Below are 14768 nucleotides of genomic sequence, written 5' to 3'. Positions count from 1 at the left end.
CTTGGTGTAGGGCTGATACCGTAGCAGCCTATTCCGGCTCTTCCGCCTTGCCTGCTCCTCCAGGAGCTGCGCCAGCTCGACCTTCTTCGAGTAAGAGAGCGATGCGAGCATCCAGGGCGTCTCCAGACATCGTGTGAAGCGAGCCGGCGACGTTCAATTCCGACTTATCCGCGAGGCCCAGATCACGAGCAATGATGTTGGCGTTCAGCAGATCGGCCGAGGCGCCCTCGAATTTCTGGGTGCGGATGATTTCGTCCACGCGCGTCGTGATCTCACCAAAACCATCGCGCTGCTTGTATTCCGACCAAGCCTGCTGGCTGATATCGAGGAAGATGCAGAGGCCGGTGATCGTCATGGCGCGCATCTTGGCAATGGTCGCGATACTCACATCGCCCTGGTACGCGAACGGCTTGGCCTCATAGAGCGGGTGCGCATCGACCCATTCGAAATACTCGACCGCAGCAGTCCACAGATGGTCAGGCGTCGCGAAGATCGGCTTGCGCCCATGGGTGCTTCGCGCTTTCCAGAAGTCGTTGCCCTTGGGTGCTGGCATGTTGGAGACAGGAGGTGAAGCCGCGACCTTTTCGGAGGATCTCGGCTTCGTTCCCTTACGCGTCGGTTTTGGCATCGGGATCGATCGTCTCATCGACAGGCGCGGCATCCTTCGCCTTGCCACCACGCTTGCCGGACTTCACCGACTTGGCGTGCCGCTCTGCTGCTTCATTCGCCTTGGCGATTCCGACAGCGCGGCCAGACACACCGGGTGCGCCGTCGGGGAAGCCGAACCCGTCGACTGGATCGACAGGGCCGCCGCGAACCATGCCGATCAGCACGCCGTCGGCTACCTGTTCGATCTTGCCGGTACGGATGTTGGGCGGGCCGCCTTCGAACTGGCCAATGTTGGAGACGATTTCTTCGCCATTCTCGCCTTCGATAATGGTTGCGTATCGCGTGGTCATGGTGGTTCTCCATGCAGGGGTTAGATGGCAAGCGCCGAGTACGCTGAAGTTCACGATGGCGTTATGACGGGTCGTTATTGGACCCACGAGCATGACAGCCTGAAGAGGCCCTATTGCTACTAGGGCTGTTCTCTGCTTGGCTGAGCAAGTTTGATTTAGGCCAACAGGGGGAGGTTTTAGTGCTTACTTTCACGCGAAAAGATGGGAAGAAATTTACTGTAAATCCCAACTCCATTCTTCGCATCAGGAATACAATTGAGGCTGATCAGGCTGCATTTAAACGCTCGTTGCCTGGGATCACGCGGATCGACGCTGGTGTCGACTACTACGCCATGGAGACCCTCGATGACATCGTAGCCCTCGTGCAAACAGAACTTAAGACGCTGGTCAAATTTCGGTCGCGTTCCAATGTGCCGATATGGATAAACGCGAAAGAAGCCTCGGGGCCGTACCCAGTTAGCCAATCGGAAATCGCGGATGGAATTCACTCGCGTCTTAAGTTTGGTGGCCTAAGCCAGCTAGTCGGCAATACCCATCAAGAAGTGCTTGACGCGATCACAAACGCCGGCGGCAAGCCGGAGCCGATGCCAACCGACGGCAGCGCCTTTGCCTTGAAGACCTTTGTCCTGGGCGGCAAAATCAAAGCTAGGACTGACCGAGGGCAAGTAGTCAAGCTTGTCGCAACTGTTGCGTATCCGGATGGAAGCCACAAGATCGCTGAGATCGCCGAGCCACACGCTGTAGATGCACTTTATTTTTCTGAACTCGCGATGTCACCGGAAGCCCAAAAGGCGTTCAAGGCGACGTCAGATTGGCGAGAGAATCCCACATTCATCGAACAGCGCGGCCCAACCGTTCAAGGTAAGTGCAAAATCAGCCAATGCCCTCAACCGTTTTGACCATAACTTCGTCGGGGGCTGGGGCGGCGATTTTGCCCCTCATCGCCCCGGCTGGTGACTGTGAAGCCCCGCGCAGACAGGCGTATCGCCAAATCAGTTTGTAGGACTCTATTCCTTTTTCTGAATTTTTGCAACTGGTCCACTGGCAACAACCTTGCCGCCGAACATATTTAGAAGCACCCGCACGCTGTTGACGCTGCGCGCTTTCACCATCTCAGCATCGGCACCAGCAAAAGCGCCGTCCAAGACCGTCACGCCTTCACCGACTTTGATCCGCAGACCGTGGTCGCGCATCTTGTCGAACACGCCTTTTTCCTCTGCATCGCGGATCGCCTTGATATCGTGTCCTGGGATCGGAACCGGCTTTCCCTCGATGTCGCAGAGCACACCGTTCCGGACGAGGCCGTCGCAACTGTTCAGGGCGCCCCACTTCACGTCGTGGCTGGGCGTGAAGATGTAGCCGAGGAACAACGGGAAGTTCTTCACCAGCCAAGCCTTGGTCCGATGGTGCCGGTACTCGTGCCGGTATTGCGGCATGTAGACCGGGATCCCAAGACGCTGCATCTCTGTCACGGCCCGGTATTCCCCGCCAGGCTTGGTCTGGACCGCGAGCCAAGCTGGCTGCTTCGTTGAAGAAATTTTAGTCTGAGTGTTCAATTGATCTCTCCATGATGCTGTGATGCCGCGCCTTGTCATCAGCGCGGCACACCACGACTAGGCGCGCCCCAAGCGCATGACCTGTCGCTTCTTTTTCGTCTTTCGGAACCAGATCGAAGCTAACGCGCGCCACTCTGGGACACGCTGATCCTTGGCAAGGATGCCGGCTTCGTCCTCGGCAGTGAGATACATGTCACCTATGGTCTTGGTGAGTTCTTCTGGGTCTACCTTTTTTGACATGTCAGGGTCGGTCATCACGAATTCGGCGGCTTTGATGTGAAGGGCGGTGATTGGTGCTAAATGCGCGTTCGCCAAGACCTCGAGGATTACCCGTGCGCCGAGCGGATCGCGCCGAGCCACCAAGCCCTTGATGGCCGAAATCGCTATAGTGTCACCGGGTTGGTATCGACTATTGCCGGGCAGATTTCGCAGGACCTTTACACCCGCCCTTTCACACGTGCGTTCGACGTCGACGGATTCATCGTATCCGGCCAATACTGCGGAATGGTGCAGCTGCAGCGCGGTGACTCCAAGCCGCTGAGTGTTCTGACCTACGAAAGCCGCAGCTTGGCTTTGGGTGTCAGGCGCGTCGACGATCATCACCGGAATGAGATGGATGTGAGGATTGCTGGCGGCTGCAATTGCGGTGTGTTGACCGTCCAGGACTTTCAAGATGGTTTCGCCGTCGTGCTCGGCATAGGCGCAGATCGGCGGCTTGTATTTCGTCCAGCAAAAGCGCTCGATGATTTGCCGGATTTGCTTATGGCCTCTCTCGCCGATAGCACGCTGGTACTCATGGTCGACGAACAAGGTCGACGGATCGACGCGTTCGCAGATGGGTTCGCCAGTCGACGGCTGACGCGGCTCAAGGTCAGCAATGCCAACAGCAGCTATACGGTGTAGAAGTTCCACTTTTTGTTTCCTACAAGTGCTCGTCCGGAGCGCGGGCACCTCGACATGAGGGTGCGCCCATTTGGTTGCAGGCAGTTGCGTGGACCTCGACCGTCCTGTGGCAGCTATCCCCGACATTCCCTGTCTTACCGCACCGTTCGCGGATGGCATGGTGAACGAACCGTTGAAGTCACTCATGTTCGGTGCCCGTGCTTGTGGCGAGGTATTCGGCCGGGTCGATCTTCCGCACCAATGACGCTGGTCCGAACGTCCCGAGCTTGAAATCCCGATATTTCCGCTTCCCGTTCGGGTCGAAGTTTGCCGCCGCTATCGAGCGTATCCATGCCGGGGCATTGGCGGCGTTGATCTGCATCCGCTTCGCCTTGCGGTTTTTCGCCTTCCGATTCTTGGCCGTGCGCTTCTTCTGGTGCCGGGCGCGCTTTGGCATGATCGGCGCAGGGCCGCTCGACAGGATCTTGGTGGAAATCCAATCAGCGCGTTTTTCTGCTGGCGATATGGGTGAGCCTTCCAACCGATCGGCCGCGCGCCAGGCTTCGGCATTTGTCGGAAATGGGCCTGCTAAGGTTTCTCCACGCGAGATCACAAGCCATCCGCCGCTACCGTCTGAAGCCTGAACGACGGTCATCACGCCTCCCATACGGCCCATGCTTGGCCATCGCCAGGTTGAAGAAGATGCTCGGGAACTCGACATTCGGGATCGCCTGGGCGAGGTCCCCATTGTTCGACGTGCCACTTGCTTTGCTGACGACCGAAAGCAAGACGCTTTCCCCAATCCTGGGGCGTCGCGGGACGCGGCGCTGATGCCGCAGCCTGTTCCACAAAACCCTCAAACCGGCGTTCGTTGATGAACGTCACCGCATGCATGGTCGGGTGGTCTGGCTTTGAGGTCAGGAACGCGCGATATGCCGGCACCGCTTTGCGGCAGGCCTTGCGCTCCTGCTCTGAGAGCTTCACCCAGCCCGCCAGCGCCTTTGCTTTCGACATGTTCGGCTATCGAGGATAGTCCAGCCAGAACGCTTCGAAGTCTTCAGGGTACGCTTTCGAGCTTTTCGAAACCGGCCGCTCGTCCGAACTTGTTTCGGACAAGCTCTTCTCTTCTCTGCTCTGTCTCTTCTCTGGTCTAGCATCCGCTTGCACGGCGCTAGCATGCGCTTGCAACGCGCTAGCATCTGCTAGCGGAACTTCGAGAAACCCGCATGAAATCAGCGGGTTGAAATTTGGAGTGCGGTTTAGGTACGCCACCCTTTTGAGGTAAGCGGGATTGTTCGGGACCATTCCTTCGTTCTTCGACGCTACCAGCATGCAAGCGAACATTAGGACGCGACTGGCATCGTCGAGCATCACCCAATCCTCACTGGCGAGGATGGCAAAGTGCAGCTTGATCCAGGGCGGATTGCGGTCTCGGTAGTGCTGAAACTGCTCCCAGTTCTTGACCTTGTAGCGGGCGGGCTGGTCTGACATCAGTACCTCGCCGCCGCGTTGCGAACCGCAGAGCAGGCGATGTCGACGAACAGTTTCACTGTCTTCGTTGGACCGTTGCGCTGCTTCGCGATGATGAATTCCAGATCATTCTGAACATCAATCAGGCGGTTGAGGCGTTCGCCCTCTTTGTCGTGGTCCTTGCCCTTCGATTTTTCGAGGTAATAGGCCTCGCGGTAGAGGAACGCGACCATATCGGCATCCTGTTCGATCGAGCCGGAATCGCGGAGGTCGGAAAGTTGCGGCCTCTTGTCGTCGCGGCTTTCTACCTGGCGCGAGAGCTGGGAAAGAGCGATGACGCCAAGGCCGAACTCTCGGGAAAACTCCCGCAACGCCCATGAGATTTCAGTAATCTCGCCGACGCGGTTGCCGGCATAACGGGCGGATGGACGGACGAGCTGCAAATAATCGATGATCAGCACGCCGAGCGTGATGCCACGCGCCGCAGCCTGTTCGGCTATGCGCTCGATCTTGACGCGCATATCCGAAATGGTCAGGCCGGATTGCTCTTCGATCCAAAGCGGCAACTGGTCGGCGTCGTGGTTCGCCGCAAGGATGCTGTCAAAGTCCTTGCTGGACACCTTGCCCTTGATCAGGTCGGCATAGGGAACCTTGATATTCCAGTCGAAGGCGACATCTGTCAGCCGGCGCATGGCCAATTTCTTGGCGCCCATTTCCAACGACAGAAACCCGACGCCGACGCCAGCGCCGGAAGCACGCAACGCAACCGACAGAGCGAAGGCGGTCTTGCCCATGGAAGGGCGGGCGCCAATGATGGCCATTTCCCCCGGCTGTATGCCTCCCGTGGCCGCGTTGATGTCGGTGAGGCCCCAGGTATGCCCTGTCAGGCCGTTGCCGCGCTCCATCGCCGCGCGCACCTCGACCACAGCCTCTTCCGTGGCAGCGTCCATCGTGAACATGGTCTTGCGTTTCGGGCCGGCGCGAAGCTCAGCCGCGATGTTGTCCAAATCGGCGGCGACCACCTGAATGGTCGCCTTCGTGTCCGATGTCGCGTCGTGCGCTGTCTCGCGCAAGAACTTGCCAACTTCGGCCGCCTTCAATCGAGCCCACTGGTTGACGACCGCCTTGCCGCCGCGCTCCAGCCCAGCCGGGCCGTTGACGACCGACGCGGCCAATTCTGCCATGTAGGCGGCCGGATACTGCTCAGTCTTTTGGACGAACAGGATTTTGGCATCTTCCGGCATCAGCCGAAGAACAATCGGCATCGTCGTCGAGCCGTACTGTTCATGCGCGGCCCTGATCGCCCGATAGATCAGCCGGTGCACGTCAGGGATGAAATGTTCTTCCCGCAGGAAGCTCATCACCTTCCGAAAGTCGCCGCCGAAAAGCAGCGTGCCAAGCACGTCTTGCTCTATTTCCGGGACATAGGCGCTGTCTGGGATCGTCTTCGCCGCTGCGGTCAAGGACGGTGCCCCGTCTCTTTGGTGGGGCGATAGGTGTTCGCGACGTAGGTGTAGAAGAATGCCCCGAAGGCTTTGCCGGCGGCGTGAGCGTCGGCCATGTCGCCGGTCTCTTGCGCCTTGTTGCGAAGGTCGCGCCACTCGATAAAGGCGCGTTCCTGTTCCTCGTTCATGGCATCGTCAATGTCGCTCATGCCGCTTGTCTCTCAAGCAGGCGCCTCAATTCGGCGTATGCCTCAGGCAGGCTTGGCCCCGACGCTGTGACACCAGTTTCCATGTCGCGAATGATCACCGTGCCATCAGCGGTGGTGATGTGGGTGTAAGCCGCCGCCATGAAGTCGCGGACCTTCCTCGCGGTCTCGGGCCAGCAGCGGCGACCTTCCCGCAGCCGCGTAACGAACTTCGGGTCGTTTAGTGCGATTATGCCAATCTTGGAGTCCGCCATCTTCAGCTTGTCCTGGAAGGTGGCGATCTCGCCGAGGAGTACCGTCCTGGTGTCCATAGGTTGCCTCAAGGGGTTATTGCCTATTAACCAATAGGCTAAAACCCTAGTGACGGTCAAGCCTCAATAGGCTAAAACCTCCCGAGCGTTTAGCATAAGGGGAAAAAACACGGTGAATAACGAATGGGACGCTCGTTTCCGCGAGCGGATGGAGGCCCAGGGCCACACGATGAAATCGTTATCGCTGGCGGCGGGGCTCAATGAATCGTTTGTTCGAGACATGCTCCAGCGCGGGCGCCGCCCGAGCTTGGACAAATTTTCGCGGCTAGTGGCGATCCTCGGCACGACGGTCGCCGAGATTATGGGCGAGGACATTCCACCAGACAGCCCCCGCATGGTTCCGCTTATGGGCTTTGTCGGCGCTGGTGCTGAGGTGGAGCCGGATTTCGAACAGGTTCCTGAGGACGGCCTTGACCAGATTCCGGTGCCTTTCGCATTGCCCGCTGACATGATCGCATTTCAAGTGCGCGGCAGTTCGATGCTCCCTCAGTTCCGTGACGGCGCTGTCTTGATCGTCTACCGTGAGCAGCGCCGATCCACGGAAAGCTTTTACGGCGAGGAAGCCGCGGTTCGCACTAGCGACGGCCGCCGGTTCATCAAAACGATATTCCGCGCTAACCAGCGTGACCGCGTCAACCTTATGTCGTGGAACGCCCAGCCGATCGAAAACGTCCACCTTGCCTGGGTAGGAGAGATATTCACGGTGTTCCCACCCAAGTCGCTCCACCGGGTCGCAAAGCAAGGCGGCATCCAAGGCAATCTTGGGCTGAAAAGCGCATAGGGGGAAATAGCCTATTGACCCGAGGGGAAATTACCCCTTAAGGTAAGCTTCATCAACTCGATGGAGCCACCATGCACACCGCCGCCGCTTCGGTCTTCGCCGATCTCGCCCGCCCGCTGGGCCTCGATGTCGACGCTCAAGGTCGTCTCGCCACCGCGTGGCGCTACTCGCTGCGCGAAGTGGCCGACCATCTTCTTTTCATCAAGCAGCACCTCGCCACAATCGCCCAGCGCGACGAGGTGTTGACCACCACCGTCCGCCGCCACAGCCCGAAGTTTGTCGGCTATGCCCGCCAGCAACTCGCATATCGCCTGCCGCTGTACCTGGCCGCTGTGCGCTGCGTTTCCGAATACGAAACCAAGATGGACTTGCACGGCATGGCCTACGCCCGGTCAAGCAGCGCATGGGAATTCTGAAAGCAGTCAGAAGGGGATTCGGAGAAATCCGAATTGATGAGTGCCCAAACGCGACACGATCAAATCTGAAGGATGCTCTCGTTATGAAACAGCACGTCGTTACTGCAACTTGCGCCCCTGACACTGATCTGATCGCCCTTGGCGCCAAGTTTCGCGAAGCCTGGGCCGCAGAGCGCGCCGCCTTTGTTGCGGCCGATCTGGCCAGCATCGGCAACAGCACCCCTGAAATCGACAGCACTCACGACCGTTGCGCCCTGCTGGCGCGGCAAATGCTTGGGTACCGGCCCGTGACGCTGGAAGGTGTTAAGGCCATGGCCATGATATGGGGCTGGCTGCACTACGCGTCGTCGAAGCCCGGCGACTATGAGGGCGGTGAGCTTGGCAACAATGTCGACGAGCGGGCTTCGCACACCGTCATGACGTTCTTGCTGCGGGATGTCGCAGCGTGATCGGCTACTTCTTGTCGATCTCCCCGACCTGCAAAAGCGTTGTAATGCTTTCCCGCAGCTTGCCGATATGCTCGCTGACCCGTCGCTTGAACAGGCGATCGTTTTTGACAGTGTATCCTTTCCGCTCCAGGTCTTCCGCACGCTCGATCAAGTCATTGAGTTCAGCAAGCAGTTCATCCGTCTCTGGGATTTCCGGGTATATCGTTTCGAGAGTGGCTACGGCTTCCTCACTGATCGAATGTCCTTGGCTTAGCGCGTGGAAATGCAGCCGGCGCCGCAAATCCTCAGGGACGCGGATCACTTCGTTGAACGACAGTTCGAGCCGGGCCAACATTTCGGCGCTGATCGCTCTGTTGTTTGCCGTCGCAGCCTGTTCAAGTCTCTCCTTCAAGTCGGACGGAATCCGGAGTTTGAACTGGGGGTCGCTTTGCTTTGGCCGAGCCATTTTCGATCTCCACACGAATCTCCCTTGTATGGACCGTTTAGGTTCTTGACGCCAGAGGGACCTAGTAGGTACAAGGGACCTGTTAGGTTTATCGTTAACGGAACGTGAGGAGACAGTGGAAACAGGACAGCTGAAGATTAGGCTCCCTTTCGACGCTCAAGCCTTCATCAAGGCTCAGGCGGAGCGAAACGCCAGTTCACAAACATCAGAAATCGTCCGGTGCATACGGGATCGGATGGATCGCGAAACGAAAACGGCGACCGGCGAGCCTGGCAGCTCAAACTGATCGCCGTTCCCGAAATGAACCGCCCTGGCAGGCGGCTCCCCAATGTCAATCAACCCTACCGAGGTTTCAATGACACACTCAACACATAGCACCGCAGCGGCGAAAGTTCAAACCCGCCGCGCTCCGGCCAAGATGCCGAACCCTGCCGACGATCTGTCTTTCATGCACCGGAAAATGCCAGTCGGCTCAGGCATCTGTTATTGGAATGTCGAGGCAACTGGCAGCTACGGCCGCGACTGCGACAAGGGCCATGAACTGGCCCAGGAGTATCTACGCTACATCGGCGAGCATCCCACGAACGGCAACACCACGCTGCTGGGCTGCATTGTCAACGACATGTGCCGGGTGAGGCAGGAGGAACGCAAGCCGTCCGGCAGCCATCTGACCGGCGTCGAAATCGGTTTCTTGGGCGAGGTCAATCGCTACACCATGGCCACGATGGTCGCCGTCGTCAAAACGCTGGGCAAATCGGAAGGCGGTGCCAAATGACTGCGCCTTCCGACGACCTGAACGACCTGCAATCCGATATCCGTCACGTCGAGACGCTGATCTGTGTCATGCACGATGTCGCCATAGAAACGCCTATGCCTAGCGACGAACGCATAGCCAAGGCCATGCAACACGTTCACGACCTTTTGTGGATCGCCCGCGACTTGGCGGGCGATCTCGTCAAGGCTGCTTCGGCATGCCACGAAAAAGTCATGGCTGATGCTCGTAGTAGAAAGGCGGTGCGTTCGTGACCGCCGCCCTGAACCACAACGACCTTGAAAGCGAAGTGCGGGATGCCGTCTTGGCAAACCGTCTGGTCCTCACCTGGATGAACAGCCATTTCGAGACACCCGCCGAAAACAGCAATTATCGTGTTCATGAGAGTGACGCCGAAATGTTGGTTTTCGCCGGTCGGATCGCTCTCGAAAAGAGCGAGGCTGTTCTGACCAAATGGGAGGCAGTGCATGCGGTGGCGAGGGTCGGCGGATGACGCCAGCCGATCCTTTCGAGGATTCGCCGCTGACCCTGAAGGAGGCTTGCCAGCATTTCTTCAGAAATCGCATCACTCCTGCCACGTTGCGAGCCGAGGCGCGCCGTGGCAGGCTTAACATCGTGCGTATAGGCAGGGCGGATTTTGTGTTGCCCTCGTCGGTGAGAGGAATGATGACCAAATGCCAAGACCCGCCAAAGGAGCCCGGCTCTACCTCGACCCGAAACGACGCGAATGGGTCATCCGCGATGTCGGCGAGGTCTTCGAACGCACAGGCTGCGGCGAACCAGATCGCGCAGGAGCTGAAAAAAGGCTCGGGGAGTACATCGCGGAAAAATTCAAACCAGTCACCCGCGAAAGTGATCTCGCTCGCCTCTCGGTCGCCGAAGTCCTGACTGCCTACGGGCGGGAGTACGCCCCGCACAAAAAATCTGCCGAGCGTAGCGGTTACGCCATCGCCGCGCTCGTCCCCTGGTGGGGATCGAAGACGCTGGCGGATGTTCGCGGCGAGACATGCCGGGCATACGCAAAGGCACGGGGCAAGACCGTGAAGCCGGGAACGATTCGGCGCGAACTCGCCGCACTGTCGAAGGCCATCAACCATTGGCACAAAGAACATGGCCCGCTGGCATCAGTGCCGGAAGTGACCATGCCTGATGTTCCGCCCGCCCGCGACCGATGGCTGACGAGAACGGAGGCCGCGATGCTGCTTGCTGGCGCACTGGGCTTCTACCGTGAATTCTGGTGCGACGTGGCCAGCCGTCGAGAGCACTACCGGTGGCGCCGGAACCGGTTCGCGATCAACCGCCATTTGGCCCGCTTCTTACTGCTCGGGCTCTACACCGGCTCCCGGCGCGCGGCGATCTGCAATGTCCAATGGATGGCGAACACCACGGGGGGTTGGATCGACAGCCAGCGCGGCGTCATGCATCGGCGAGGGGAGGGCGTAGCGGAAACGAACAAGCGCCAGCCGCCGGTGCGCCTTGGCAAGCGGATCAGCGCCCATCTGAGGCGGTGGAAGCTCATCGACGACAACGCCCGTGACGAGGCCGCCAGGCAGGCCGGCGAGCCCGTGGCGGTCTATCTGCACGTCGTGAGCTATATGGGCCGGGGCGTGGCCTCTGTCCGGACCGCTTGGGAAATGGCAATCGACAACGCTTGGTTGGATCCGGCCATGACCGGCCAGCCGGCCATCACGCCGCACGTCCTGCGCCACACGCGCGCAACCTGGATGATGTTCAAGGGCGTGGATATTTGGGAAGCGGCAGGCGCGCTCGGCATGTCGGCCAAGACGCTCGATAAGGTCTATGGCCATCATCACGTGGACTTCCAGAAGAACGCGGCCGAAGTTTAGCTGGAAACCCACGTCGCAGCACAACGAAGGACAGGTAATAAGCGGTAGTAAGTGGTAATAACCGCAATCGATGGCGAGGCTGTTAGAACGTCGACGTGAGCGGAACAGAGATCTTGCCGGTTGCCCTTGCCTTCTCCGAAGCGGACTGGGCAGCATTTATCCAAGCCGCGAACGAGAGCGTTGGAAGACGATAAAATCCACGCCGTTTTCGACTTTCGTCCGCAACGATGATTTCTCGGGCCTTAAGTGCGTTCAATGCATTGTTGACCGTCGATGCCGCGAGCCCAGATTCTTTGATGATGTCTTGACGAGAAACCCATTGATCAGCGTGCACAGCCATCGTGTTGAGGACGGTTCGGTAATCATTCGAAGCAATTTTCAAATGGTACATCTCATTGAAATATTTGGCACCCAGTTGCGAAAGGGCTCCGTTTTCAGCGAACGCTCCGTTTAGCACGTCATCTTCGTCGATCTCATTGTTGGTGTCATACTGAAAAGCTGAGAATCCAAACTGCTGAATAAAGTGCGGATACCCCTCAGATAGGTCCGCCAAAAGTTTCACCGCGCCGGGAGTGATCTTCGTCTGGACTGTGTTTTTCTCATTGGCTGCGAGAATACCCCTCTCAATCACAGAGATCCGCTCTCCTGGCAGCAACGGTTCGAGAAGCATCGTCGTAAAAAGTCGAGGAGAAGATACATGACTTGCCTTGAGCTTCCCCAATAAATTTGGAAGCCCAGCCAGACCAAGAACGACGTTATTACAAGACCGGCGAGCAAGGCGCTCGGTCAGCGTCTTGCAAAGCTCCCCTAAATTGGCATCAGCGGCCGGTCGGTCTGCTTCGTCGATAAGGATTAGAATCCCATCAATGTCGTTAACCAAGTCCCCGCATAGCTCGGCCATACGAGCAACCAGGGTGTCAGTAGCATCTTGGGGGTCGAATGAGGCCGCATCCCTGTGATAGCGAACTCCAAGGATTTCCCAGTTGGAAGCCCAGTCCCAAAACGATTTGGCTTTCTCCTTGAATGTGGCGCTGTCGCCGATGGCCTCTTTCAGCTCGCGCCCAATCGTCCTTACGATATCGAGTTGTGACGTGGTGCCGCCCAAGTCCACTGAGATCACGAGGAAATTCAATACATCTCTACTCAAGGCCGCAATAGTGCCGTTCGCCGTCAGTTTGGTGACATAAAAAAACGACGACTTTCCAATCCCTCGCTCCCCTTGAATAAGGAAATGGATCGGATTTCCATGCTTTGCTTGAAAGAGGCCATGCTCGATCGCCTTTAGCTCATCGAAGCGGCCCGTGAAAATCCCGGGGGAGATCAGCCCATTGGGGTTGAATGGATTAAACTTCATCTGGTTCACAGCCCTAGGAAGGTGCCACGTTCAGCTCGGCGAAGGTTTCTGTGCCGTTTCTGTGCCAGGCAAATCAGGAAGTTAGCTAAGTCTTTGAAAGGATGGTGGGCGTGACAGGGATTGAACCTGTGACCCCTGCAATGTCAATGCAGTGCTCTCCCGCTGAGCTACACGCCCATCCGAAGCCGCGCATACACCATTTTTGATCCAGCGCGTCAATAGCAGGAAAAAGGAAAGAAGGCGTCGTCTCGCCGCAGTGGCGAAGAGTGCGGCGCCTCGGCTAAAAACGGCTCAGGCCGCCTGCAGCATCTTTTCGACCTCGTTGACGAGGTCGCGCAGATGGAACGGTTTCGACAGCACCTTGGCGTCTTTCGGCGCCTTGGAATCCGGGTTCAGCGCAACGGCGGCGAAACCGGTGATGAACATGACTTTGAGATCAGGATCGATCTCTGTGGCGCGCCGCGCCAGTTCGATGCCGTCCATCTCCGGCATGACGATGTCGGTCAACAGCAGCGAGAACGGTTCCTCGCGCAGCCGCTCATAGGCGCTGGCGCCATTGTCGAAATCGCTGACCTGGTAACCGGCGCGCTCCAGCGCCTTGACGAGGAACCGACGCATATCGTCGTCGTCTTCCGCCAGAAGAATGCGTGCCATGATATCCCGTCCGAATCACCCGCCCGAGGTTGCCGTTGGGCAAGCCCGTTAACCATCCTGTATATGAGGAGGTGAGGGTAAACATCAAGTGAACGCTGACGGGGATGATCCATATTTACCGGGCGTGTGCTGCGGCCGAAATGCTGGACACGAGGCTTGCAAGGTGGCACTTTCACATCATGATGCACTGGTGTTTTCGGGTTCGTTCAAATTGAAGACGGCAGCCGAGGATTTTTCGGTCTTTCCACCCTTCGAAATCCGGTCGGGCGTCGAGCAGCGCGTCCCCTTCCTCTTCAACTCACCGCATAGCGGCCGCTACTATCCGGAGCGCTTCCTTGCCATGGCAAGGCTGGACCGCAACGCCATCCGCCGGTCCGAGGACTGCTACGTCGATGAGCTGTTCGGCGGCACCGTCGCGCTCGGCGCGCCGTTGCTGGCGGCGAATTTCCCGAGGGCCTATCTCGACGTCAACCGCGAGCCGTGGGAGCTTGATCCGCGCATGTTCGCCGAGCCGGTGCCGTCCTTCTGCAACATCCGCTCGGCGCGGGTGGCCGGCGGGCTGGGCACGGTGCCGAAGCTGGTCGGCGAGGGGCTCGACATCTATTCCGGCCGCTTGCCGCTGGCCGAAGCGGTCTCCCGCATCGAGGCCGTCTACAAGCCCTATCACGAGACGCTGAAGCGGCTGTTGACCAGAACCCATGCGCGGTTTGGCTTTGCCGTGCTGATCGACTGTCATTCGATGCCGGCGAGCATCAGGGTCGGCGACAGCGGCCAGCGGCCCGACTTCATCATCGGCGACCGTTTCGGCATCTCGGCAACGGCCGCCCTGACCGACACCGCGATCGGCCTGCTCAGCGCCATGGGCTATTCGGTCGCCCACAACAAGCCCTATGCCGGCGGCTTCATCACCGAGCACTATGGCCGCCCGGCGCGCCATCTGCACGCGCTGCAGATCGAGGTCAACCGGGGGCTCTATATGAACGAGCGGACATTCGAGAAGGCTGCCGGCTTCGATGCGCTGGCCGACGATCTGACGCGGTTCTCAGCCGACCTGATGTCGATGCCCGATCATCATTTCATCGACTTGCCACTGGCCGCGGAGTGAATAACCTGCCGCTGGCCGCGGACTGAATGGCGCCATAAAAAAAGACCGCATCGTTTGCACGATACGGTCGAAGTCTAGGGAGGAAACGCCCAAGGAGGGCATGGACAGGAAACCCT

22 protein-coding genes and 1 tRNA gene are annotated in these 14768 nt (G+C 58.5%); 9 read left to right on the top strand and 14 right to left on the bottom strand.

Annotated features, from left to right (window positions below; genetic code table 11):
• Positions 1–28: 28 nt before the first annotated feature.
• The gene (locus AC0L2U_RS07095) at positions 29–661 is read right to left on the bottom strand and encodes a DNA-packaging protein (protein ID WP_473601640.1); all 633 of its coding nucleotides are present in this window, start codon (positions 659–661) and stop codon (positions 29–31) included.
• Positions 609–959 carry a hypothetical protein gene (locus AC0L2U_RS07090; RefSeq protein ID WP_473601639.1) on the bottom strand — a complete coding sequence of 117 codons (351 nt, stop codon included), beginning with the start codon at positions 957–959 and terminating at the stop codon, positions 609–611. The genes AC0L2U_RS07095 and AC0L2U_RS07090 overlap by 53 nt, the downstream gene beginning before the upstream one ends.
• A 179-nt stretch (positions 960–1138) precedes the next feature.
• On the opposite strand from AC0L2U_RS07090, the gene AC0L2U_RS07085 reads away from it, so the two are divergent.
• Positions 1139–1858 (top strand): hypothetical protein, encoded by a 720-nt coding sequence (locus AC0L2U_RS07085; RefSeq protein WP_473601638.1) that lies wholly within the window; start codon positions 1139–1141, stop codon positions 1856–1858.
• Between the two features lie 108 nt (positions 1859–1966).
• Here the strand turns inward: AC0L2U_RS07085 and nusG are convergent, their stop codons facing one another.
• From nusG to AC0L2U_RS07045, 8 genes are all read right to left on the bottom strand, one after another.
• A complete protein-coding gene (gene nusG / locus AC0L2U_RS07080; RefSeq protein WP_473601637.1) occupies positions 1967–2515 on the bottom strand; it encodes a transcription termination/antitermination protein NusG in 549 nt (182 codons plus the stop codon).
• Between the two features lie 57 nt (positions 2516–2572).
• Entirely contained in the window at positions 2573–3427 is an 855-nt protein-coding gene (locus AC0L2U_RS07075) for a hypothetical protein (protein WP_473601636.1), read from the bottom strand.
• Between the two features lie 169 nt (positions 3428–3596).
• Positions 3597–4052, bottom strand: coding sequence for a hypothetical protein (locus AC0L2U_RS07070; RefSeq protein WP_473601635.1), 456 nt, complete (start codon positions 4050–4052; stop codon positions 3597–3599).
• Positions 4052–4411 carry a hypothetical protein gene (locus tag AC0L2U_RS07065; RefSeq protein WP_473601634.1) on the bottom strand — a complete coding sequence of 120 codons (360 nt, stop codon included), beginning with the start codon at positions 4409–4411 and terminating at the stop codon, positions 4052–4054. Before AC0L2U_RS07065 ends, AC0L2U_RS07070 begins: the two co-directional genes overlap by 1 nt.
• 6 nt (positions 4412–4417) lie before the next feature.
• Positions 4418–4888 carry a hypothetical protein gene (locus tag AC0L2U_RS07060; RefSeq protein WP_473601633.1) on the bottom strand — a complete coding sequence of 157 codons (471 nt, stop codon included), beginning with the start codon at positions 4886–4888 and terminating at the stop codon, positions 4418–4420.
• Positions 4888–6330 carry a replicative DNA helicase gene (locus tag AC0L2U_RS07055; RefSeq protein ID WP_473601632.1) on the bottom strand — a complete coding sequence of 481 codons (1443 nt, stop codon included), beginning with the start codon at positions 6328–6330 and terminating at the stop codon, positions 4888–4890. Before AC0L2U_RS07055 ends, AC0L2U_RS07060 begins: the two co-directional genes overlap by 1 nt.
• Complete coding sequence (locus AC0L2U_RS07050) at positions 6327–6521, bottom strand: hypothetical protein (protein ID WP_027037569.1); 195 nt, start codon at positions 6519–6521, stop codon at positions 6327–6329. Before AC0L2U_RS07050 ends, AC0L2U_RS07055 begins: the two co-directional genes overlap by 4 nt.
• Positions 6518–6829: a hypothetical protein gene (locus AC0L2U_RS07045; protein WP_473601630.1), complete on the bottom strand. Its 312-nt coding sequence runs from the start codon at positions 6827–6829 to the stop codon at positions 6518–6520. The genes AC0L2U_RS07050 and AC0L2U_RS07045 overlap by 4 nt, the downstream gene beginning before the upstream one ends.
• 112 nt (positions 6830–6941) lie before the next feature.
• Here AC0L2U_RS07045 and AC0L2U_RS07040 point away from each other — a divergent pair, with 112 nt between their 5' ends.
• The 3 genes from AC0L2U_RS07040 (at position 6942) to AC0L2U_RS07030 (ending at position 8475) form a co-directional block, all read left to right on the top strand.
• Positions 6942–7610 carry a LexA family transcriptional regulator gene (locus AC0L2U_RS07040; RefSeq protein ID WP_473601629.1) on the top strand — a complete coding sequence of 223 codons (669 nt, stop codon included), beginning with the start codon at positions 6942–6944 and terminating at the stop codon, positions 7608–7610.
• A gap of 71 nt (positions 7611–7681) precedes the next feature.
• A complete protein-coding gene (locus AC0L2U_RS07035) occupies positions 7682–8026 on the top strand; it encodes a hypothetical protein (RefSeq protein WP_473601628.1) in 345 nt (114 codons plus the stop codon).
• 83 nt (positions 8027–8109) lie between these two features.
• The gene (locus tag AC0L2U_RS07030; protein ID WP_473601627.1) at positions 8110–8475 is read left to right on the top strand and encodes a hypothetical protein; all 366 of its coding nucleotides are present in this window, start codon (positions 8110–8112) and stop codon (positions 8473–8475) included.
• Between the two features lie 4 nt (positions 8476–8479).
• Here AC0L2U_RS07030 and AC0L2U_RS07025 read toward each other — a convergent pair whose 3' ends face one another.
• Positions 8480–8920 carry an Arc family DNA-binding protein gene (locus AC0L2U_RS07025; protein WP_473601626.1) on the bottom strand — a complete coding sequence of 147 codons (441 nt, stop codon included), beginning with the start codon at positions 8918–8920 and terminating at the stop codon, positions 8480–8482.
• 328 nt (positions 8921–9248) lie between these two features.
• Between AC0L2U_RS07025 and AC0L2U_RS07020 the strand changes: the two genes are divergently transcribed.
• From AC0L2U_RS07020 to AC0L2U_RS07005, 4 genes are all read left to right on the top strand, one after another.
• Complete coding sequence (locus tag AC0L2U_RS07020; protein ID WP_473601625.1) at positions 9249–9695, top strand: hypothetical protein; 447 nt, start codon at positions 9249–9251, stop codon at positions 9693–9695.
• A complete protein-coding gene (locus AC0L2U_RS07015) occupies positions 9692–9946 on the top strand; it encodes a hypothetical protein (protein WP_473601624.1) in 255 nt (84 codons plus the stop codon). The genes AC0L2U_RS07020 and AC0L2U_RS07015 overlap by 4 nt, the downstream gene beginning before the upstream one ends.
• A complete protein-coding gene (locus AC0L2U_RS07010) occupies positions 9943–10185 on the top strand; it encodes a hypothetical protein (protein ID WP_473601623.1) in 243 nt (80 codons plus the stop codon). The genes AC0L2U_RS07015 and AC0L2U_RS07010 overlap by 4 nt, the downstream gene beginning before the upstream one ends.
• A gap of 181 nt (positions 10186–10366) precedes the next feature.
• A complete protein-coding gene (locus AC0L2U_RS07005; protein WP_473601622.1) occupies positions 10367–11539 on the top strand; it encodes a tyrosine-type recombinase/integrase in 1173 nt (390 codons plus the stop codon).
• Positions 11540–11621: 82 nt separating this feature from the next.
• Here AC0L2U_RS07005 and AC0L2U_RS07000 read toward each other — a convergent pair whose 3' ends face one another.
• The 3 genes from AC0L2U_RS07000 to cpdR form a co-directional block, all read right to left on the bottom strand.
• Positions 11622–12893, bottom strand: a complete 1272-nt coding sequence (locus tag AC0L2U_RS07000; RefSeq protein ID WP_473601621.1) for a P-loop NTPase family protein — start codon at positions 12891–12893, stop codon at positions 11622–11624.
• A 102-nt stretch (positions 12894–12995) separates the two neighbouring features.
• Positions 12996–13070 (bottom strand) — tRNA-Val (locus AC0L2U_RS06995).
• A gap of 114 nt (positions 13071–13184) precedes the next feature.
• Positions 13185–13547, bottom strand: a complete 363-nt coding sequence (gene cpdR / locus AC0L2U_RS06990; RefSeq protein WP_006199474.1) for a cell cycle two-component system response regulator CpdR — start codon at positions 13545–13547, stop codon at positions 13185–13187.
• A gap of 163 nt (positions 13548–13710) precedes the next feature.
• On the opposite strand from cpdR, the gene AC0L2U_RS06985 reads away from it, so the two are divergent.
• Positions 13711–14652 (top strand): N-formylglutamate amidohydrolase, encoded by a 942-nt coding sequence (locus AC0L2U_RS06985; RefSeq protein WP_473601620.1) that lies wholly within the window; start codon positions 13711–13713, stop codon positions 14650–14652.
• The last annotated feature ends 116 nt before the right edge of the window (positions 14653–14768 follow it).

The sequence above is a fragment of the Mesorhizobium sp. WSM4808 genome (assembly GCF_055811675.1).
This window is presented reverse-complemented; position numbering and strand designations above follow the sequence as displayed.

What these genes read in the sequence shown, in the direction of transcription:
- AC0L2U_RS07070 (WP_473601635.1), bottom strand. Translation starts at nt 4,052, where the DNA reads ATGACCGTCGTTCAGGCTTCAGACGGTAGCGGCGGATGGCTTGTGATC.
- AC0L2U_RS07025 (WP_473601626.1), bottom strand. Translation starts at nt 8,920, where the DNA reads ATGGCTCGGCCAAAGCAAAGCGACCCCCAGTTCAAACTCCGGATTCCG.
- AC0L2U_RS07065 (WP_473601634.1), bottom strand. Translation starts at nt 4,411, where the DNA reads ATGTCGAAAGCAAAGGCGCTGGCGGGCTGGGTGAAGCTCTCAGAGCAG.
- AC0L2U_RS07030 (WP_473601627.1), top strand. Translation starts at nt 8,110, where the DNA reads ATGAAACAGCACGTCGTTACTGCAACTTGCGCCCCTGACACTGATCTG.
- AC0L2U_RS07095 (WP_473601640.1), bottom strand. Translation starts at nt 661, where the DNA reads ATGCCGCGCCTGTCGATGAGACGATCGATCCCGATGCCAAAACCGACG.
- cpdR (WP_006199474.1), bottom strand. Translation starts at nt 13,547, where the DNA reads ATGGCACGCATTCTTCTGGCGGAAGACGACGACGATATGCGTCGGTTC.
- AC0L2U_RS07015 (WP_473601624.1), top strand. Translation starts at nt 9,692, where the DNA reads ATGACTGCGCCTTCCGACGACCTGAACGACCTGCAATCCGATATCCGT.
- AC0L2U_RS07000 (WP_473601621.1), bottom strand. Translation starts at nt 12,893, where the DNA reads ATGAAGTTTAATCCATTCAACCCCAATGGGCTGATCTCCCCCGGGATT.
- AC0L2U_RS07050 (WP_027037569.1), bottom strand. Translation starts at nt 6,521, where the DNA reads ATGAGCGACATTGACGATGCCATGAACGAGGAACAGGAACGCGCCTTT.
- AC0L2U_RS07060 (WP_473601633.1), bottom strand. Translation starts at nt 4,888, where the DNA reads ATGTCAGACCAGCCCGCCCGCTACAAGGTCAAGAACTGGGAGCAGTTT.
- AC0L2U_RS07005 (WP_473601622.1), top strand. Translation starts at nt 10,367, where the DNA reads ATGCCAAGACCCGCCAAAGGAGCCCGGCTCTACCTCGACCCGAAACGA.
- AC0L2U_RS07035 (WP_473601628.1), top strand. Translation starts at nt 7,682, where the DNA reads ATGCACACCGCCGCCGCTTCGGTCTTCGCCGATCTCGCCCGCCCGCTG.
- AC0L2U_RS07045 (WP_473601630.1), bottom strand. Translation starts at nt 6,829, where the DNA reads ATGGACACCAGGACGGTACTCCTCGGCGAGATCGCCACCTTCCAGGAC.
- AC0L2U_RS07090 (WP_473601639.1), bottom strand. Translation starts at nt 959, where the DNA reads ATGACCACGCGATACGCAACCATTATCGAAGGCGAGAATGGCGAAGAA.
- AC0L2U_RS07020 (WP_473601625.1), top strand. Translation starts at nt 9,249, where the DNA reads ATGTCAATCAACCCTACCGAGGTTTCAATGACACACTCAACACATAGC.